19 protein-coding genes are annotated in these 20,173 nt (G+C 43.3%); 10 read left to right on the forward strand and 9 right to left on the reverse strand.

From position 1 onward, the window contains the following. The first annotated feature begins 593 nt into the window (after positions 1 to 593). Positions 594 to 1,613, forward strand: a complete 1,020-nt coding sequence (locus R7F07_RS05910; protein ID WP_062730983.1) for a TerC/Alx family metal homeostasis membrane protein — start codon at positions 594 to 596, stop codon at positions 1,611 to 1,613. A gap of 279 nt (positions 1,614 to 1,892) precedes the next feature. Beyond that, the gene (locus R7F07_RS05915) at positions 1,893 to 2,084 is read left to right on the forward strand and encodes a hypothetical protein (protein WP_005376351.1); all 192 of its coding nucleotides are present in this window, start codon (positions 1,893 to 1,895) and stop codon (positions 2,082 to 2,084) included. A gap of 126 nt (positions 2,085 to 2,210) precedes the next feature. On the opposite strand, the gene R7F07_RS05920 is transcribed toward R7F07_RS05915, so the two are convergent. From R7F07_RS05920 to R7F07_RS05935, 4 genes are all read right to left on the reverse strand, one after another. Further along, positions 2,211 to 2,768: a PhnA domain-containing protein gene (locus R7F07_RS05920; protein ID WP_005376350.1), complete on the reverse strand. Its 558-nt coding sequence runs from the start codon at positions 2,766 to 2,768 to the stop codon at positions 2,211 to 2,213. 289 nt (positions 2,769 to 3,057) lie between these two features. Further along, entirely contained in the window at positions 3,058 to 3,267 is a 210-nt protein-coding gene (locus R7F07_RS05925) for a YgdI/YgdR family lipoprotein (protein ID WP_005376349.1), read from the reverse strand. A gap of 136 nt (positions 3,268 to 3,403) precedes the next feature. Further along, the gene (locus R7F07_RS05930) at positions 3,404 to 5,812 is read right to left on the reverse strand and encodes a VolA/Pla-1 family phospholipase (protein ID WP_171342932.1); all 2,409 of its coding nucleotides are present in this window, start codon (positions 5,810 to 5,812) and stop codon (positions 3,404 to 3,406) included. 20 nt (positions 5,813 to 5,832) lie between these two features. Then, positions 5,833 to 7,077, reverse strand: coding sequence for an outer membrane protein transport protein (locus R7F07_RS05935; protein WP_171342933.1), 1,245 nt, complete (start codon positions 7,075 to 7,077; stop codon positions 5,833 to 5,835). A 422-nt stretch (positions 7,078 to 7,499) separates the two neighbouring features. On the opposite strand from R7F07_RS05935, the gene R7F07_RS05940 reads away from it, so the two are divergent. Then, positions 7,500 to 8,528 (forward strand): site-2 protease family protein, encoded by a 1,029-nt coding sequence (locus tag R7F07_RS05940; protein ID WP_042520855.1) that lies wholly within the window; start codon positions 7,500 to 7,502, stop codon positions 8,526 to 8,528. Positions 8,529 to 8,603: 75 nt separating this feature from the next. On the opposite strand, the gene R7F07_RS05945 is transcribed toward R7F07_RS05940, so the two are convergent. Then, complete coding sequence (locus R7F07_RS05945; protein WP_149192557.1) at positions 8,604 to 9,392, reverse strand: M48 family metallopeptidase; 789 nt, start codon at positions 9,390 to 9,392, stop codon at positions 8,604 to 8,606. Between the two features lie 201 nt (positions 9,393 to 9,593). Between R7F07_RS05945 and R7F07_RS05950 the strand changes: the two genes are divergently transcribed. The 5 genes from R7F07_RS05950 (at position 9,594) to cutA (ending at position 12,639) form a co-directional block, all read left to right on the forward strand. Further along, entirely contained in the window at positions 9,594 to 10,028 is a 435-nt protein-coding gene (locus R7F07_RS05950) for a hotdog fold thioesterase (protein WP_042520857.1), read from the forward strand. 6 nt (positions 10,029 to 10,034) lie between these two features. Then, positions 10,035 to 10,268: a DUF3389 domain-containing protein gene (locus tag R7F07_RS05955; RefSeq protein ID WP_005386281.1), complete on the forward strand. Its 234-nt coding sequence runs from the start codon at positions 10,035 to 10,037 to the stop codon at positions 10,266 to 10,268. Between the two features lie 79 nt (positions 10,269 to 10,347). Next, positions 10,348 to 12,057: an SgrR family transcriptional regulator gene (locus tag R7F07_RS05960; protein WP_005386283.1), complete on the forward strand. Its 1,710-nt coding sequence runs from the start codon at positions 10,348 to 10,350 to the stop codon at positions 12,055 to 12,057. Beyond that, positions 12,041 to 12,292 carry a hypothetical protein gene (locus R7F07_RS05965; RefSeq protein ID WP_017634167.1) on the forward strand — a complete coding sequence of 84 codons (252 nt, stop codon included), beginning with the start codon at positions 12,041 to 12,043 and terminating at the stop codon, positions 12,290 to 12,292. The genes R7F07_RS05960 and R7F07_RS05965 overlap by 17 nt, the downstream gene beginning before the upstream one ends. A 14-nt stretch (positions 12,293 to 12,306) precedes the next feature. After that, the gene (gene cutA, locus R7F07_RS05970) at positions 12,307 to 12,639 is read left to right on the forward strand and encodes a divalent-cation tolerance protein CutA (RefSeq protein WP_017634166.1); all 333 of its coding nucleotides are present in this window, start codon (positions 12,307 to 12,309) and stop codon (positions 12,637 to 12,639) included. Here cutA and R7F07_RS05975 read toward each other — a convergent pair. Beyond that, positions 12,601 to 13,197, reverse strand: coding sequence for a DUF2238 domain-containing protein (locus tag R7F07_RS05975; RefSeq protein WP_005376330.1), 597 nt, complete (start codon positions 13,195 to 13,197; stop codon positions 12,601 to 12,603). The genes cutA and R7F07_RS05975 overlap by 39 nt on opposite strands. Before the next feature lie 242 nt (positions 13,198 to 13,439). Between R7F07_RS05975 and R7F07_RS05980 the strand changes: the two genes are divergently transcribed. Together R7F07_RS05980 and R7F07_RS05985 are read left to right on the forward strand one after the other, a co-directional pair. Then, positions 13,440 to 14,279 carry an isopenicillin N synthase family dioxygenase gene (locus R7F07_RS05980; protein WP_005376329.1) on the forward strand — a complete coding sequence of 280 codons (840 nt, stop codon included), beginning with the start codon at positions 13,440 to 13,442 and terminating at the stop codon, positions 14,277 to 14,279. 128 nt (positions 14,280 to 14,407) lie between these two features. Next, a complete protein-coding gene (locus R7F07_RS05985) occupies positions 14,408 to 15,028 on the forward strand; it encodes a DNA-J related domain-containing protein (RefSeq protein ID WP_005376328.1) in 621 nt (206 codons plus the stop codon). A 79-nt stretch (positions 15,029 to 15,107) separates the two neighbouring features. Here the strand turns inward: R7F07_RS05985 and R7F07_RS05990 are convergent, their stop codons facing one another. From R7F07_RS05990 to fabV, 3 genes are all read right to left on the reverse strand, one after another. Beyond that, positions 15,108 to 16,763 (reverse strand): ABC-ATPase domain-containing protein, encoded by a 1,656-nt coding sequence (locus R7F07_RS05990; protein ID WP_025767781.1) that lies wholly within the window; start codon positions 16,761 to 16,763, stop codon positions 15,108 to 15,110. Between the two features lie 71 nt (positions 16,764 to 16,834). Next, complete coding sequence (locus tag R7F07_RS05995) at positions 16,835 to 18,748, reverse strand: sensor domain-containing phosphodiesterase (RefSeq protein WP_017821934.1); 1,914 nt, start codon at positions 18,746 to 18,748, stop codon at positions 16,835 to 16,837. A 180-nt stretch (positions 18,749 to 18,928) separates the two neighbouring features. Beyond that, positions 18,929 to 20,128 (reverse strand): enoyl-ACP reductase FabV, encoded by a 1,200-nt coding sequence (gene fabV / locus R7F07_RS06000; RefSeq protein ID WP_171342934.1) that lies wholly within the window; start codon positions 20,126 to 20,128, stop codon positions 18,929 to 18,931. Positions 20,129 to 20,173: the final 45 nt, after the last annotated feature.

Consider the following 20,173-nt stretch of genomic DNA (forward strand, 5'->3'; position numbering starts at 1 on the left):
CACTTACTACATGGGTTGATGAGGGTGGCAGTATGTGGAATAAAGATTGGGCAGATACGGCAGTCGTGGTTGCCTGGATCGCAATTTGGTCAACACTGGTCTACTTTGTGCCTCTAAGCGGCTTTTGAATTGCTAAGAATGTGGATGTTACAAAAGGGAGCAGTAATGCTCCTTTTTTGTATCTATCTTCCCCGTTAGGGCTCTAACCAATGAAGAGTTTGTCTTGAGCCATTTGCTGCTTTTTGTCTGTTTACTAAAGTTCAGGTGGTTGAATCCATTTCTTTCTTTTTATAGTGCTTCCTGATTTTTGATAAGAATTTTATTTCGATAAGACAAGGCTTTTTTGTTGGAAAGCCTGACGCTCGGCGTTATTATGTCGGCGTTTGGGGAGTAGTTAGCGCAAGTTTACTTATCGTCATCTCGTTAAGCATCAGCTTATCCGGTAAGTAAAGGTGTTACGTGGTTCATTCACGTCAACACTTCAACGAGACCAACGCATTCATTGACTAGCAGCACATAATCGTTATGTGGCTGTTGGTTGTTATTGTCTGCGGAAGGTCACCAAACGAAGTCCTTCCGCCATGGGAGGAAATATGTCTCTTATCGAAAATACCACCCAATTGAGCCAATCGGTGCCTCTTCAAGAATCATTAGCGATGTATGGTGCTTTTGGTTTATTTACCCTTGTTCTTGTTACGCTTGATATCTATCAAACACGTGGTGGCGTTATCACGATGAAAAAAGCCATCGTTTGGAGTGTTTTTTGGTTCTTGCTTGCCTTTGTTTTTGCAGGTTCTATTTATTTATTCTGGGACTTTTACGCGCCACATAGCGCTTATACGAACGACAAAGCAACGATTTCATTCTTAACTGGTTACTTACTAGAGAAGTCGCTAAGCGTGGATAACTTGTTTGTGTTTGCCATCATCTTTGCACAATACAGTGTGCCGGAGCACTTGCGTCCGAGAGCATTGCTTTGGGGGGTGATAGGTGCGCTAGTTTTACGCGCTGTCATGATTGCGGTTGGTGCTCAGTTACTTTCACAGTATCACTGGGTATTGTACTTATTTGCTGCTTTTCTTATTTGGACGGGTGTTAAGCTAGCTCGCGACAAAGGCGAAGCAGAAGAGGTTAATCCATATCCGGAGCAGTTGATTCGAAAGGTATTGCCAGTTACAGATGACTACCAAGGAAATCGCTTAATCTTAAAGCAAGCTGGTAAGTGGGTGGCAACACCGATGCTGATCGTTGTTGGTGTCATTGCAGTAATGGACGTTATGTTTGCGTTGGATTCTATACCAGCTATATTCGCGGTAACGCGAGAGCCATTTTTAGTCTTAGCCGCGAACGTATTTGCATTACTGGGTTTGCGATCGCTGTACTTTGTTCTTCAAGCAATGTTAGACAAGTTTGTATACTTAAAACCAGCATTATCAGTAATCATGATGTTTATCGGGGTAAAAATGCTATTGGTTGGAACAGAATATGAGATTCCGACAGCATGGTCTCTCACATTTTTAGTTGTTGTGATGACATCGGCAGTGGTTGCATCACTCCTAAAAAATAAAGCGAAGCGTCAAACTAGCGTTAATATTACTAATCAAAAAATATAAAGTAAGCACTAAAATCAAAAGAAATAACGAAAAATATTGTTAAATATATGTTGTTGCTTAAGGGGCAATTATGCAGGTAATGTTCAGTTATTCAATGTAATTACAGCAATTGTGATTATTTATGCCGTTATTATTCATTTGTATTTTTGAGCTTTGTAATGAGTTTGTTTTATTAGAAATTCTAATTTGAATGGGTAAAATTTGTCATTTCTTAAACAATAAGAAACTGACTAATATACAACCAACTAAACAGACTACTGCTTTTAAAGAGAGGCAATCATGGCACAAGCAATGCAAATGACAAATGTAGCTTTACCAACCTCTATGGATAAGAAAACCTACGCGGTTAACTTCAAAGGACTGATTGCTCACTTACTGGACATTCTATTTGTAGATAACACTGCGCCACGCAGTTACTACGCAGAAGACTTGTCAGCACATATTCAAAAAGACATCGGTATGTACCGTTGATATGAAATAGTGTAAGAAATACCGGCCTATGAGCCGGTATTTTTTTTATTTGTAAAACATGCCTACTCAACCTACGCCCTAGAAAAGAAACACTCTAGAGGAGGTAGACATGACTGAAGTGCGATATTACTTCTTGCGGCAGTATTCTGCGATCACGTACATCGACTGACCACCATTTGCCTTACCCGAAACTAGCTTTGGATCATCGCCAAGGCTAATACCACGAATCACTGTACCTTGTTTGATTACTTGGTTAGTGCCTTTTACTGGTAGGTCTTTAATTACTGTTACATCGTCACCTTTCTTAAGTTCAGTGCCGTTACAGTCAACCGTTTTATCGTCAGCAGACATCCCTTTCATTGCCCAGTTCATTTGCTCTTCTTCCATGTACATCATGTCAAGAGCATCTTGAGCCCAGCTTTCTGTGTTTAGGCGAGTGAGTTGGCGCCATGCAGTCACTTGTACAGCAGGAACCTGGCTCCACATACTTTCGTTTAGACAACGCCAGTGGTTAATGTCTTTTGGCTCATCGATCTCACCCAGACACTTATCACAAACCATGATGGCAGTATCAACCGTCACATTACCGTGAGGTGGGACAGCGTATGCAGTTAGTTGAGATTCAGAAGAACACAGTTCACATTTTGACTCGCAGCGCGCAAGCAGAGTAGCTTCAATAGACATAAGGACTCACCTTAGTAATGTTATTTTGTGGCGGTATTATCCACTTTATCCTGAGAAATAAAAGGGTGTTAGCGAATTAAAGATTAGATTTTACAATACTCCAACCTGATTAAGGTGAAGATGTAAAATATTCGCTAAATAAATAATACGGAAGTATAAAAGACACTATTAATTGTTTTGGTTTATGAATTGGTTGTGTCAATTTCTACAACGATTACAAACCTAAAAGAGGTAAATGTAGAGAGAGGGTGGCTAGAACATAGCCCTCTAATTTACAGAGGGCCTGTCGTTAACGTTCGACAATCTGGACAATTTGCTCTTTTGAAATACTCATTTCTTTACCATCCATGTCTTCATACTCGTACATACCCGTTTCCTCGTTCAGGTCTGGTTTACCGTAAGAGGTAATAATTTTCCCTTCATTTGTCGACATCAGATATTGGCTACTTCCGCATGCAGCAAGAAGTAATACAGTGGCAATAACAGTCAATACGCGCATAGAGTTTTCCTTTTAAACAAGTGAGTTAGGCAAAGACATCGTTTTAACTATAGCAGAGGAAATATGAGTGGGTTTGAATACAATTGAAATGAAAAAGCCCAGTAGAAACTGGGCTTTGGTAGGAAGGGTGTTGCGATTACTTCAAAACAGAAGTGTTAGTGACACCTGTTAGTGCGTCATCCATTAAGAAGTCAGTGTTTTCCATCTGCATCTCTACATGATGATCAATATCAGACAGAGTGCCATTTGGCGAAGCAAAAGTACTGTGCGATGCAGTAGCATTAAACTGTACAAAGCTCGCAGTTGCATTCACAGTAGTGTCCGTACTGTTCACAGTCTTCAACCCTAGCTTATTAGCAAGCGGTTCAGTACCAGCGAATGGTGCATTTGGAACGATGTTTGGTACTGTGCTATCGCCATCCACTTCTGTCATAAAGAATGGTGTCGTTAGCGAGCCAGATGCCACTAAATCTGAAGCGTTTGTGAACGGATCGACAGTGTCTAGTGTAGTCTGTGCTGCATAGATAAATTGTGAGAAACCTGCTTCTAGCGCTGCTACTTGAGCTTCCGTTGCCGCAGCCTCAAATGCTTCGTAACATGTTTTATCTTCTAGATCCGCACATGATGCATCAGCGTAACTCGCATAGTCTTTAGATGCTGCATAAGCGAGGTTATGTTTGATCTGAGGGCCGTAATTGTCTGAACCCAGTAACAAATTACCAATTTGTCCACCAGAGTTCTGTACTGATGCAGAACTAAAGGTGTACAGTGCATCCGCAGTAGGGCTGCCCAATGTATTGTTTGCTGCTGCGACGGCAGATGTAGCGACAATACCGCCAAGTGAATGACCTAGCATTTTGACTTTTGAACCCGTCAGTGGGTTGAAGCCTTGCAGAGGACCTCCAGCTAAAAGACCGCCTTGAGCAGATACTACCAAGCTAGCGCGCAAACCTAACACATCCAGAACACTTTGACGTAGGTTGTCACGCGCAACGGCTAAGTTGGAAAGATTTAGATAAGCCAGTACATTCGCATTTGCGGAACGTTGTTCATCTAAGCTGCGCGTACCATGAATAGGTAAGTCAATAGCGATAACTGCCACACCTGCTTTTACCATATTGAACGCGAACGCGTACGCATTCTCTTTCGCAGAGGTGATGCCGTGTTGATAAATCACAACGTCTGTCGCGACGCCAGATTTAGGTGTGAAGACCAGTACTTCGACATCTTCAACCGATTTCACTACGGGAACAGGCGAGTAGCGAGTAATAATACGCTCACTATCAAGCTGGGTACCATCGGTAAGAGTAAGCTTAGCTCCAACAAGTTTTAGCTGCTCTGTAGGATCTGTAGCAAGCTTTGTCACATCAACAGGATCATTTGCAAAAATGCCTGTTGATAGCTGCTGAACCATGTTTGCTTGCTCGTTCGGATCCGCTAATGCTGCGCTTAGCTTCGCTAGGCTTGGCATCGCAGATACCATTGGTTGCATGTTCCAGCTTGTGCCTTTTTCCAGATAATGAGGCAGTCTTACCACACCTTGTGTCACGCTTACATCGGCACCTGATTGCATGTAAAGGCCTTTAATTGCCGTTTTAGCTGCGTCTAGATCGCTAATGTATTTACTAAAGTCATCGTCAGAGTCTAGCGCAGTGCTAAAGTCTTGGGTTTCACCGAGCGTTATTGTGTAGGCCGTTGATAAGTCTACTGAACCTTCGTTTGAGTCATTTTTGTAAACGGTATTTAGTGTGTTTGCGCCGGTAGAAAAACCAGTAGCGGTTACTCCTTTGACTGCCGCTAACGTATCACCTACAGACTGGGTACTGAACCATGAGGAGTAAACGATGTCGTTAGGGTTAACTTGAGCTAAACCAAAAATGCCTTCAACCGCTTGTGTCACCGCTTGAACAGAAGCAAGAGCACCAGTTTCATAAACGATTTCTTTCGATTTACCTGTCGCGTAACTGGCTGATGTACCGATTGGCTCACCATTCACGTCAGTAACATCTTGTGTAACCGCAAAAATGTACTCGCTTGACTCATCAAGTGAAGCCAAGAACTGGATGTATAGAGAGTTACCTTTTGCTTGAACTACGTAGTCTTGGTTCTGAACGAGTACCTCTTCGATTGGGTTAGATTTACCGTCCCACTCGGTTAAGCGTTGGTTAATCTTGATGACTTTAACACCAGACGGCAACATGCCCGTTGCAAAACCATCGCCGTTGAAGTTAAGAACGATTGGCATAGACGTTGACCATCCATCCATCGTATTCATCGAGGCTCTAGGGTTGGTTAAAGCATCATCGCCATCAGTTGGCAGACCAAGCGTACCATCGCTTGTGTCCATTAATAAGTAAGATGGTGCCGGTACATCTGCGTTCGCTCCTTGAAGCGTAAAACTGATGGATGTTTCGCGATCAAGCAATGCTTGCACTTCATCTTCAAATTGAACTTTGTCGGAAGTACCAGAGCTGGAAGTATCATCACCACAACCAGCAAGAAGGATTGCAGAACAAAGCATTGATAATTTAAACGTGTGTTTCATTGGTTTACTCCGTAATCCCATTATTTGAAGGTGTAGTTCATCTGTACCGCGCTGATGTAAGCAGTACCTTCTGAGTCAAACTTAATCTCTTCACCCAGAGCATTTGTCTCAGTGAAAGAGCCTGATTTACTCTTAACAAGTGCAAAGCCTGCATCGAAAGTTAAATTCTCATTCATTGCGTAAGTTAGGCCCGCGCTGTACCAAAAACGGTCACTGTCAGGGATACTCAATGTCGCTTCACCTGCTTGTTCGTCGTACGCAAAACCTGCACGGAATGCCCAATCCGCATTGAGGGTGTAAGTTGCACCAATAGAATAACGGTTGTTGTCTTCGTATTTCTCTGGTTTGTAGAAACATTGACCAGCAGTTCCATCATTACATTGAGGACTCGTCGCTTTCAGTTCTTTAAATGTGCTCCAATCGGTCTGTTGCCAGCCGTAATGTACTGCCCATTGTTCATTCAGTTGATGGAAAGCCGATAATTCGATAATTGAAGGGAGAGAGATTTTTAAACGGCCATCCACTTTTGGTGATGGAGCTCGGCCTGAGTCGTAACTACTAAACTCACCGTCGTCAAAATCTAGATCAACTTTAGAACGGTAACCAAAGCCAAAACGGTTGTTTTCATTTAGCTCGTACAAAGCGCCAATATTCCAACCCCAAGCAAAAGTTTCGCCTTCCATGCCGACAAGGTTATCGGACTTATTACCACCTAAAATACGGGCGAGTGCGCCTTTGTGGCGAGTCAGCTCTGCTTCAGCGTAAACTAGGTTGATACCACCACCGACACTGAAAGACTCGTTGATACGGTAAGCGACATTAGGGTTGATGTTTACTGAAAGTAGGGAAGTGTCACCCGCCATATCACCTGCGGAAATATCATTTGGATAGTCAGTGGCAACACCGTATGTTGTGAACATACCGATACCCCAAGCCCAGTTATCATTGATAGGGCTGATGTAATAACCTGCTGGCACGATCTGTAAAGGGGCGACATCTTTCGCGTGTTCATTGTTTACAGTGTCGTACACATCGACTTCAGGGTCGATGATAGATAACGCGCCCGAAAATTGAGCTTCTTTGAAAAGTGTCATTGCTGCAGGGTTACGGGCAAGGACGCTGGCATTATCTGCGACAGCCCCTTCACCTGAAAATGCTCGACCAAGACCAGATGCCGAATGTTCAGCTACCTGGAAGCCCGCTGAGTGGGCATTACACGCAAACAATATTGAAATTGTAAGCAGAGAGCAGTGCTTCTTGTTCATCCTTGACCCTCCTAGGGTGTCATAATGCTGGACCGAAGTCCTTGTAATTGTTGTGTGGTACTTACACCAATTGTTAATACGCGAAATACAACGGTGATGTAAATGTAATGTTAATTGTATGTTTAATAACTTGTCAAAGTTTGAGCGTATTTTGCGTTTTAAATATGATGCATAGGTCAAACGATGGCTTGTAAGGGCATGTATTATCGTTATATTTTTGAAGAGAATGGTACGACCAGAATTGTTTTGCGAGCTTTATAGTTAAATAACGATCAAATCAAGAGATAGCTCGCTTTGCTGTTTCTTCACTTCACAGGCATAATTCGCGCTCGCTATGTAGTTATTCAATAGACGCAATAGGAACCGCATTGGAATTACTGAATGTTGAATTTTTAGGTCGTTCGCTAAGGCTCGAAGGATCAATGGCTGGGTGGCAGCAGTTATATTGGGATAATACGTTGGTGTCTCAAATCGATGCCAGTGACAATACCGCAGAGACTTGTCTACACCAGTTTAAGCTCTCTGCGGGTGAGGAAATCCTGAACTGTCATTTAGAGTGTTCTTTAACATGGCAACCGTTTGAATTGAGTTACAAGGTCACAATTAACGGTGAGCTCGTCAACGAAGGTTGTCGAAATGAAAAAGACATCGAGCGCCAAGTGCCAGAAGTTACGCCACCATCCGAAAAGCGTTTAAGTGTAATAGGCCTCGTATCTCTTGGGATGAAAGCACTTAAAAGTGCGAAAGTTATTAAAGTGGCGTTAGCGTCTGCAAGTCTCGCTGCATATTCTTGGCTATTTTCCATCGAATTCGCGCTAGCGTTGATCGCTTGTTTGGTTTTTCATGAATATGGTCACATTAGAGCGATGAAGTATTTTGGAATGAAGACCAAAGGGATCTATTTGATTCCATTCCTAGGTGGTTTGGCGCTAAGTGACGAAAAGATAAACACGCGCTGGCAGGATGTGGTTATCTCAATCATGGGACCATTTTTCGGTTTAGTACTTAGTGTTGTTTTTACTTTGCTTTATTGGATGACTGGTGAGGTGATCTTCGCTGGGCTTGCTGTGTTTAACGCCTTGCTAAACCTATTTAATCTGCTGCCTATTTTACCATTAGATGGTGGCCATGTGCTCAAAAGTATTACCTTCTCAATGAATACTTGGGTCGGGTTAGTTGGCAGTATTGCGACCGCTTTATTAGGCATTTTTATCAGTTACTATTTCGGTCTGACGTTGCTAGGGTTTTTATTGTTAATGGGAATGTTGGAAGTGGTGATGGAATGGAGAGCTCGACATCAAAGCCATTTATTGCCATTAACCCGTTATGGGCAACTATTTTCACTTGCTTGGTACTTGGTCTCTGTCGGAGGTTTTGTTTCTATCATCTGGTACTTTGCCACTCTCGGAGATAGTTTGTTAAGTTTGCCGCTACAGATATTGGGCACTTGATTAGAATCATTAAAAAGCTCCCTAGGGAGCTTTTTTATTTGGCAAGCTTAAGTAGTAGACGATAGTAGCAATGAATTAGCCACATCTTGGTGCTTTCGCGTTATACGCAGGCAGCTTATTTATGGTTGCTTGTAAATCTTTAATGCGCGTACTGTGCGATGGGTGGGTTGAGAAGAATTCAGGTGGTTGAGAACCACCTGATGCAGCACTCATATTTTTCCATAAATCGACACTTTGACGTGGGTCGAAACCTGCTTTTGCCATGAATTCCAGCCCGACAATATCAGCCTCGGATTCCTGAGTACGACCGTATGGCAAGATAACACCGTATTGAACACCGACACCAAGTGCCGCCATCGTCATTTGTTGATACTGTTTGTACTCGGAAGCGCCAATGGCAACGTTTGCTAGAGACAACCCTGCATTTGCTAACTGACTTTGTGAGAGACGTTCATTACTGTGGTCAGCGAGGACGTGAGCGACTTCGTGACCAATGACTGTTGCCAACTGATCTTGGTTTTTCGCGACATCTAAAAGCCCGGTATACACGCCGATCTTCCCACCTGGTAGAGCAAACGCATTGACTTGTTCACTATCAAAAACAACGACTTCCCAGTCTTTAAATCCAGATTGAGCGGGAATGGTGTCAGTGATGTGTTTGGCAACGCATTGAACGTAGGCATTCGTTTTGCGATCTTTGCTGATTGGGATATCTTTCTTCATTTGTTCGAAAGATTTAGCGCCAAGCGATGACATTTCCTGATCTGAAAACATCAGGATCTGGTTGCGACCCATCGGTGATGCGCTACACGCTGTTAAACCCGCGATAGTTAAAAGAGCAGAGGCTTTCATCCATACCTTCATAACAGGCTCCATTTAATTTTTTGTTTTGAAGCAATAGTATATACCCAAATAGTAACATGATGCATGGATCAAGTTATTCATCTGATTAATAAATAAGGTGAGATGTTACGTCTTGAAGTTATGCCCAGGTAGCGTCTATGCTAGCTTCTTAGCACATCGTTACAACCTAACAAACCAGTTTGTGAAACTAAGAGTAAAACAATGAGTATATGGAAAAAGCCCGTAAGCATAGAGATTCTGAATGCCACGTCAAAAAATACCCTGATCGAGCACCTACAAATTAAATATACAGATTTCACTGACGACTCCCTTACAGCAACCATGCCCGTATGCAGCTTTACTCATCAACCTTTAGGAATGCTTCACGGTGGTGCATCAGTCGTGCTCGCAGAAACATTAGGCTCATTGGCTGCAAACTTCTCTGTCGATGAGGGCAGCTACTGCGTCGGTTTAGATATTAACGCGAACCATGTGCGAGCCATGCGATGTGGTCATGTGATTGGTACGGCAAAACCGCTTCATCTGGGTATTTCAACGCAAGTGTGGCAAATCGATATCACTGATGAGCGAGGCCGTTTAGTGTGTACCAGTCGCTTGACCATCGCTGTGAAACAACACAAAACAAAGTCGGTATAAACTAAGATGGTGATTGAGTTTTCATTAGGAAAAATCATTGCAACCCAGCGTGAAATAGTGATTAAGCTCTCCGGCAGTGCAATGGTAACCTTGCAAGCGCAAACCGATGCAATTCAGCTGCTGGGTAGAGGAGCGAACGTTGTTTTATCTCATGGAGCAGAGTGCAAATGGTCTATCAAGCTGGACAACGAGGTACAACTGGCTGAACTTTCGCGAGAAATTGGTATCGATATTCAATAGTTTATAGTGTGATGTTTGCACTTTTTGGAAAAAATGAGGAAACTTAGCTTATCGACAACAAGATAAGAATTTCCTCTTTATGAGTAGCCCTCGTTTACGTGTTCAGTTCGAAACACTGTTTGAAAAATTTTCCGGTCACGATACGGACGTTCAGCTCGAAGACATCACGGAAGCGTTGTTTTGTACACGTCGTAATGCTCGTATTGTTCTAAATAAACTTGAAGAAGAGGGCTGGATTGAGTGGCATCCGGCAGCGGGTCGAGGAAAACTTTCGAAACTCGTTTTTAAACGTAATCGAAGCGACGTCAGCGAAAACCTCGCCAGGCGTTATCTCGATGAAGGGAAAATCGGTCAGGCTCTAGATGCGCTTGATAACGATGCGGCACGATTGACGCAGGTTATCCAAGGTTATTTAGGGCTTCAGCATCGACAGGGCGAGCAGGTCGTGCGTTTGCCTTATTATCGACCATTGTCGATGTTAAACCCGCAGAAACCGATGCGGCGTTCTGAACAGCACATCGCCAGACAAATTTTTAGCGGACTCACTCGCCTTGATGAAAATGAACAACTTCAACCAGATTTAGCCCACACGTGGGAAGCAATTTCTGATACTCATTGGCGTTTTTATCTTCGTCGTGGAGTACGCTTTCATAATGGTGAACCGTTAACAACCAGTTGTGTTCTTGAAAGTGTGCTTGCGTTAAATGGCTTGAACTTGTTTTCTCACATAAAGCGGGTGTCTTCACCACAAGAGTGGACCGTTGATATTGAGCTCGTCCGTCCTGATCGCTACCTGCCTCTGGCTCTGAGTGAGTCGCAAGCAAAAATTTTGCTACCGAGTGCTTTGCGTTCTGAAAGCTTTGATAGACAACCGATAGGGACAGGGCCGTTCCAAGTTAAAATGAATGATGATAAGCGTCTTATTTTGACTGCTTTTGATGGCTACTTTGGTTTTCGCCCTTTACTTGACCAAGTGGAGGTGTGGGTAATCGATGAAGCCTATTCTTCAATGGTTTATCCAAGCCTGTCAAAGCCGAAGATGGATAAACAAGGTTCATCCGATGAAGTCGAGCTGGACCCTGGCTGTACATTCCTATTACTAAACAAAAACACTGGGATTGCAAAAGATCCACGTTGGGCAGAGTTCCTCTCGCAAACCCTCAACAGTCACCAGATTTACGCGCATGTCCCACAAGATAAAGTGATGGAACTGGGAGTATTGCAAGCCTTTGGCCTTAAGCCCGGTTGGATTGATCTTAGGCCAGCAGAAGCGGGCAGCGTACCACAGGCTAATAAGGTAATTTCCGTAGCGTATCAGAAAAAGCATCCGATGTTTCCAGTAGTTGCCAAGGCCATCAAGACACTCTTAAAACCGCACGGTATAGAGGTTGAGTTTATTCGTTATGATTCTCAACCGCCCGCACCGGAGGAAGTGGATATCTGGGTGAAAGCTATGGGCATTGCAACGAACCGAAATGACGCGTTGGCGGGCTGGCTCCTGGATTACAGTGATATTGAGAAGTTCAGTTCAGGTTACGATTTTAGTGAATGGGCTAAACTTGTCGATCAATGGCGTGCTGGGATGCACACAGACTTTCCTGCGCGTGAGCTAGGACGACAGTTAGTAAAAAGCTGTCAGGTGATTCCTATGTTTCACTGTTGGCTAGGCGTGAATAAAGACCACAGCGGTGCGTTACAAAATGCAAAGTGTAATGCCTTAGGTTGGTTTGATTTTAATAATGTATGGGTCAAACCGGATATAGAAAGTAACCATGGCGAAACCGAATAAGAAGCAGCCGACGAAAACCGTCGATATCTATTGCTCAAAGTGTAAAACTCAACTATTTAAGTACCGTAAAGGCGGGAAAGGCGCACTGGTTAAATGCTTCAAAGAGCGCATTGTTGACGATTTCACACAAACCCCATGTATTTGCCCCGCTTGCGGACAAGAGTTTGCAAGAGATACTTTAGTAAGAGGAACCCCCGCTTACAAAATGATTGGCGGCAAAGTGACAATGAAATAATGAAGGGCTAGAAAATGAGTATGAAACATGACTATTGCATGGTTTTAAGTACAACCAGTAATGAAAAAAATCGAGATCAGATCATTAAAGGTTTGCTAGATGCCCAATTAGCCGCGTGTATTCAAACAATGCCTATTGAAAGCCACTACGTTTGGAAAGGGGAGGTTTGTACTGACAACGAATGGTTGCTAGTCATCAAAACTCGTCGAGAACTTTATGAATTGGTGGAAGAGAAAATAGAAAACCTGCACGAATACGAGGTCGCTCAAATCGTACAGGTTCCAATTGTTGATGGGTTTAACCCTTATTTAGAATGGTTGAGAGAATCGACGTTGAGCCGACATTAAGAATAACGACAACACTGCACCAACGGTATCGCACAACATATCTTTCTGGGCGTCCCATATGTCACCTTGCGAGCCCAGAAAGGCAATTCCCTCATCGCCACCAGCCAACTCCGCATACCACCATTCGATAATCTCATAGCCAGCAGCAAGTGACATGATAGCAAACAAAGCAAACCAGCAAGAGAACGCTTTGTTGAACCGTTTTTTGTTTATCAAGTATTCAGCGATCGGATATGCGTAAAGGCCAATTGAAAAGTGCGCAACGCGATCAAAATTATTTCGCTCTGAACCAATCATGTCGTTAAACCAGTCAAACGGCACTTCGGAGAACGTATATTTCGCACCGATAGTGTGCAAACAGAGCCAGATGAACATTAAAAAGTAAGCCGTATTACTGAACTGATAGCGAATCGAAATCGCCCAAATAGCAACAAGAATACCAATCGCCGGGATAATCTCCGCAAACCAAACTGCACGTGAGTTAGGTTCCAACGCAGAAAATAAAAACACGATGGCATAAAAAATCGTTAATCCTAAGAGTGTCGAGGTGCTTTTCATAGAGTTATTTGATCCTTCAATTTATCTTACAGTGGGACTCCATAGATTGTGTTAATGATTGCACTTAATTGAACGGTGTGCAATTGATATTTTAATGGGTTTTTTGATCACTGAAAATGTTGATTTATTGGCAAACTGCTCAACATTAAAACGTTTGCGCGTGCACTTTTCATTAAAGTTTGATTTACAACATGCCCATCCATAGAATCCATGATTCAGTCTAATAAAAAAGAAGTAAAGCCATGAAACTGGAAACTGTCGATTATCTTGCTGACGATGCTGCTCAACAGTTCGTTACCTCTCTACGAGAAACGGGGTTTGGTGTGTTGAAAAACCACCCGATTCCACAAGAGCTTGTAGAGTCAATTTACAAAAACTGGCATGAGTTTTTCTGTTCAGATCAAAAGAATGATTTTCACTTTAACGTAGACACCCAAGATGGCTACTTCCCACCTTCTGTGTCTGAAGTGGCGAAAGGGCACAAAGTGAAAGACATCAAAGAGTACTTTCATGTTTACCCTTGGGGGCAGATCCCAGAGCAGCTTAAAGCTGAAATCTTAGAGTACTACGAGCGTGCCAATGCATTTGCTCAAGAGCTATTAGGTTGGGTTGAAGCGTACGCACCTAAGGACGTTCAAGAGAAGTTCTCTATCGCGTTGTCAGAAATGATCAATAACAGTGACAAAACATTACTACGCGTGCTTCACTACCCACCGATGACAGGCGAAGAAGAGCCAGGCGCTATTCGTGCTGCTGCGCATGAAGACATTAACCTGTTAACGGTTTTGCCTGCTGCTAATGAACCTGGACTGCAAGTAAAGAGTAAAGAGGGTGATTGGATCGATGTACCATGTGACTTCGGGAACTTAATCATCAACATTGGTGATATGCTTCAAGAAGCGTCAGGTGGTTATTTCCCTTCAACGACTCACCGTGTAATCAACCCTACGGGTGGCCGTCAAGAAAAGTCACGTATCTCATTACCGTTGTTCCTGCATCCAAAGCCGGAAGTGGTGTTATCTGAGCGCTACACTGCACATAGCTACCTTATGGAACGTTTACGTGAGCTAGGGGTTATTTAACCTTTACGTGATCTCCTTACAAAGGCCGATGGTGAATGACTATCGGCCTTTTTGCATTTATGCTACAAAGTGGAAACTATGTTTTTTGTGCCGTGAATGGGGCCCTAAACTCGTGTCAGAGAGGATGAATGGAAGGACAACGTACTGTCAATAGTATTGAGCCTCATGCAATAGAAAATCCGCTGCTTTGGCCAATGTTAGAAATTCTGAGAAAACAGCCCTCTAATTGGAAAGTGCACACCTTGGCAAGCTCGTTGGGTGAACAAGGTTATATTTCAAAGCTGGACGACTCTCCCGATAAGGATTTATTCAAAAGAAACTTCCTGATCATGAATGCATTATATCAACTGCAAGACACTCTGTATCCGGATAGCTGGCTTCAAGTCGAAGCCATGGATATTCAGCTCATGTCTTCGATGGAAGCTTTGAGGCATAAGATCGATATTCATGATCCTTTGCGTGAGTATTACTTAGATTGGCGCAATTACGAAGCGGACGAAGATGAAGTGCGTCGACTGTTGAATGAATTTTGGACAACTTATCAAAAGTTCATCGGTGGTTCGTCAGTAGCCAGCGTAGATAAGACAAAGGCACTGTCACTATTTGAACTTAACACTGACGCTACGCCTGCGGAAATTAGAAAACAATGGCGAAAACTCGCGCTTCGTTGGCATCCTGATCGAGAAAATGGCGATGCAGAAAGATTTAGAGTTCTTTGTGAAGCGTGGAATGTACTGAGAAACGAATGATTCGCTAAGAATAAAGATAAAGGAAGGCAGCTAACTATAGCTGCCTTTTGATTGAACTGTCTCTGTCAGCGTATCAAAACTAGCATGATGACTTAAACTGAGATTTTCGCATGCGGTTGAGGGCAGCCATAACGTCTAGTGTGCGTGGTTTGGCTAAGTCGCCTTGTTTAGGAAGAGCGGCATGCCACTCACCAGACAGCATTTCTTCAATCTCCTTCGCCGGATGATTACACCAACCTGGAAGTTGAGCAATTTGGAACCATAACCAGCCAATTGTGTTGACTTCATCGGCTGACTCTATCTGTTCCAAAGCGCTAAGATCAGTAAACTCTTTACCAAATCGAAGTGACTCTTTGCCTTTCGCATTCACACGGAACTTGCCGTCAGTCAGAATATTCATCAACGCAACGCGGTTCAGTGCTCGAGGTGGGAAGGTCTGTAAACGTTCTTCTGACTCGTTATGGCGTTGAGTAGGGTGCTGAGCGATAACTTCTTTCGCTTTTTCAGTCACATCAACGGCTTGGTAGTCGTGCATTTGAATGACGGTATCGGCAACGTCTAAGTAGTCGCCCGACCCACCCATAACGATAATGGTAGAGATATCAAGATCATCTCGTAATTGACCAATGCGGTCGACGAGAGGAGTAATTGGCTCATCACCTTTTGCCACCAATGCCTGCATACGCTCATCTCTAATCATGAAGTTGGTAGCAGAAGTATCTTCATCAATCAATAATGTGCTTGCACCCGCTTCAATAGACTCTTGAAGCCAAGCGGCTTGCGACGTTGAGCCTGATGCGTCTTGAGTAGAAAAGTCCGCCGTATCTTTACCCATCGGTAAATGGTTGATGTAGTTCGACAGGTTCAAGTGGTGTACGCATCGGCCATCTTCGGCACGAATCTTCATAGCCTTGTTATCGGCAACAATGTATTCGCGGCCATCTCCTGGAATATGATCGTAAATTGAACGCTCTATTGCATTTAATAAGGTAGATTTACCGTGGAAGCCGCCACCTACGATCAGTGTGATACCTTTTGGAATTCCTAATCCTGTGACATGGCCCTTGTTTGGCGCATGTAAAGTGGCTTGTAGAGATTCAGGGGCTTTAAACTCAACGGCTTCTTTCATTGGAAGGTCGCAATTACCTGCAATTCGAGGAAGAATACTGCCGTTTGCGACAAACGCGACTAAGTTATTGGCCTCTAACTGTTCTCGCAGGGCATCTTGGTCTTCAACAACTTGGCAGTGCTTAATTAAAGCGGCTTTGTCGAGTTCACGCTCTAAAGTTGCTCGACGGATAAACTTAGGCAGGTGGAAAGTCAGTATGTTGTTGGCTTTTTTCCCCAATACTGAACGACCTTCAGCCGGTAAGTTAACTCGAAAACGCAGTTCAATACCTTCTTCAGTAAACAACACCGCGGTGCTATCCAGTACAGTTTGGCCTGTCAGTGAAATTGATACTGAGTTTTCTTGTTTAGCAAACTGTTCAAAACTACGCGCAATAAAATCACGTGCACCTCTTTGAAATGCAGGAGACTCGTCTCTTAGCCACTCAAGACCAGTCAAAGACCATGCGCGAGTCGCACGAAAACGTGACGCCGATGCATAAGGGTCACCCTGTACATGATCGATAAACAAAGTGAAATCAGTGAAGTCGTATTGACCTTTGATTTGCTGATAAGCTCGGTAGTTCTGCTTTTCAATTTTCTTAAGCGTGGCAGTCAACTGATCCATGAAGATATTGGCCTTTTAATAGAAGCGGGCGGCGATTATAGAAACCACCGCCCTCATAGTAAAGAGAATGCTTAGGAAGAGTAGGCGTATTGCCCGCCAGAAAGGCGCTGATTAAACAAACTTTGCTCAAATTCATTACAAGGCATAGGTTTACCATAAAGAAAACCTTGTCCGATATCACAACCCTCACCAATAAGAAACTGCTCTTGTTGGTGGGATTCAATGCCCTCGATCACTACTTGGAGTTCCAGTTTTTTTGCAATGTGTATGATTGAACAAATGATCTCGCGATCATCATCTGACTTTTCCATTTGCTGGACGAAGCTTTTATCAATTTTGATGGCATCAAACGGATATTTCTTTAAATAGCTGAACGAGGCATATCCTGTACCAAAATCATCAAGTGACAATGTCACACCTAGTTTATGCAACTTATTTAACGTTGTGCGTGCTACTATTTCATCAGCAATTAGAGCGCTCTCGGTTACTTCGAGTTCGAGAAAGTGTGCTGGCAAATGGAAAGTGTCGAGTAGGTGTTGCACTTGTTCTGCAAAATTTACGTTTTGTAATTGAATGGGAGAAACGTTGACGGCAATTTTGAAGTTATCGATTAACTCAGACCATTGTTTCGCTTTGTCTATCGCGGTACGCAGAACAAAAGAGCCAACTTCAAAGATAAGCCCGTTTTGTTCGGCCATATGTATCAATGCTTCGTTGGAAACGTCGCCAAGTATTGGATGTCTCCAACGAAGCAAGGCTTCTGCGCCAATCCATTTACGTGTTTTGGAGTCTACTTGAGGTTGAAAGTACAACACTAAATCGTCGTTACGCACTGCTTGTAAAAGGTAACTTTCCAGTTCATTGTGACTATTGAGATCCGCCGAATGATTTTCTCTAAAATAACTAAAAGGTTCGCCGGATTCTTTACATAGAAGCATCGCGTAACATGCATGTTGAAGGATACGCTTAGCATTGCTGCAATCTTTGTAAGCTTGAACTATACCGATATACGTGTGCAAATGTATTTCTGTTTTGTTGAAGACAAATCCATCTACGCTAATTTTAGTGATATCATCTAATAGTTGATTTAACCGAGCTTCAATATCCTCTCCCCAAATCAATAAAACCATGTCATTCGAACTTGGTCTACCAGTGATAAATCCGCTAGCACCGTGTCTGGTTAATCTGGAGTGAAATTCTTTTAAAATGTTGTCAAAGACCTCGAACCCGTGCCTGGTCTGAATACTGCGAGCGTTACTAAAACCAATGTTGATGACCACAAGCGATTGCTGATCACTATCAAGGGACTGTAAGGTGTATTGGACAATGTTCTCAAGTGCAGAACGATTTAGAAATCCAGTTCCCTGATCATGTGTTTTTTGGTAGCTCACTTGTTTTTCCGCGGCTTTACGGCGATCAATTTCTTGTGTTAAGGAGTAACTTAACTGGGCTAAATCCGTGGTACGATTTTCAATTCGACTCTTTAGCTCGGTGTTAAGTCGCTGAAGTTTATGTTGTTGGTACACAACTGAAAGCTGTGCTTCGATTGAATCTTTGAAAGTTTCAAGCAACTGACGGTAACTATCGTTGTACTCGTTTCTCTCAGAGTCAAGCATACAGATTGTTCCAAATGACTCCCCATTTGGCCAGAATAGCGGTAAGCCGCAATAAGAAATCATGCCTAGTTTGATGTCTGGGTTATTTTGCCATTCTTCATCTTCAAGCGCATTGGGGATTACAAGCTCGCCTTTCTGTTCTATAACTTGCTCGCAATACAAACCGTTACCAAGCTGCTCTGCATCGCCAGTACGATAAGGATTACCTAGAGTTTCGCTAGATGTATTTACTTCTATGCGATCCGGATGGATACGCATAATTAATGTGGTGGGTACGTGTGTTATTTGAGCCAGTAAGTTGACGATTTCTTGCCAACTTCTTCGCATAGACTCAGGGATTTCGTAGTCTAATGTTTGCAATCTCCCCATATAGGTCATCCTTTACGTGGTTTCACTTCCTGTGAATTAAAAACGCAGACTGCTCTATTTTGTTCTCGCTTTTTAATTAAGTATAGGGTGGCTAGGGCTCGAAACAAAAAAAAGTCCTGAAAAGTGTTCAGGACTAGGAATAGTTGTCACATATCTCATCCTTGAAACAGGTAACAAGCATCAAGGCTTAAGCGACATTAACGATTCAATAGAAATGTCTTGCGAATAGTCGACATCTTCAAAGTTAAAGCCATTGAGCTTCATAAACTCATCTTTAAAACCTTGGTAATCACCAATCTCTCTAAAGTTATCAGCATTCATCTGTTCTAAAAGAGCGTGGACTTCTTGTTGAACTTGCGGTTCAAGTTCCAAGTCATCTATTCGAATCAAGCGTTCACCGTCAACTGGCACTTTCTCTTGATCGTATAACTTCGTAGTAAACAGTCGCTGCATTTGTTCAATACAGCGTTCGTGAGTACCTTTTTCCTTCATCACTCTATAAAGCGCTAACAGGTAGGGACTTAGCGCAGGGATGAATACACTGGCTTTCGTCACCAACGCCTTACACACGGTTGCGTAAGCACCGCCGTCAAAGTTGGCGAGTTTGAGGTTTAATGAATGACTGGTTTGGTGTAAATCGATTTTCGCTCGACCTAACGTACCATCGAGATAAATTGGGTGCGTAATGTCAGGGCCCATGTAAGAAAAGGCGATGGTTTTGCAGCCGTTTGCAATAGAGTCGTTATTGATGAGTGTGTCAATCCAGCTTTCCCAGTCTTCGCCGCCCATTACTTTAATGGTGGCATTGGCTTCCTCTTCTGTTGCAGGCGTTAAGGTGGTTTCTATCCACTTATCGTTCTCCAGCATGATAGAAGCGCCAGTGACAGGTTCACCAATCGGTTTAATGACACTGCGCCAAAACTCATCAGATTCAGGTTTAGGTCGAACACCGGTTGCCAAGCTATAGATGACTAAGTCAACTTCACCCTCAAAGTACGTTTCAATGGCTTCAATCACTTGATTGCGCACCGAACCAGAGAATGCATCGCCAACAATATTTATTGCGGTACGCCCGGCTTGATTTGCTTCCTTCTTAAAAAAGACGTTGTTATACCAACCCGCACTCCCAACCCCTTTCTCTGAAGGGCCACGCTCAAATGAGACGCCAATGGTATCGGCGTTAGCGCCACCGAACGTTAGGGCTATTCGGGCCGCTAGGCCGAAACCAGAGGAGGCACCAATAATCAAAACCCGTTTTGGGCCTTTTTTGATCTGTGGGGCGCGTTTTACGTATTCAATTTGCTCTTTAATAGATGCATGACACCCTTTGGGGTGCGCAGAGCGAGCAACAACACCTTGAATTAACGGTTCTATTCGCATGTTGTTATCTATCCTCGATGAGTGGAATTGAAAATAGATTAACGT

It is taken from the genome of Vibrio sp. YT-16 (assembly GCF_033337405.1).
Lineage (GTDB): Bacteria > Pseudomonadota > Gammaproteobacteria > Enterobacterales > Vibrionaceae > Vibrio > Vibrio alginolyticus.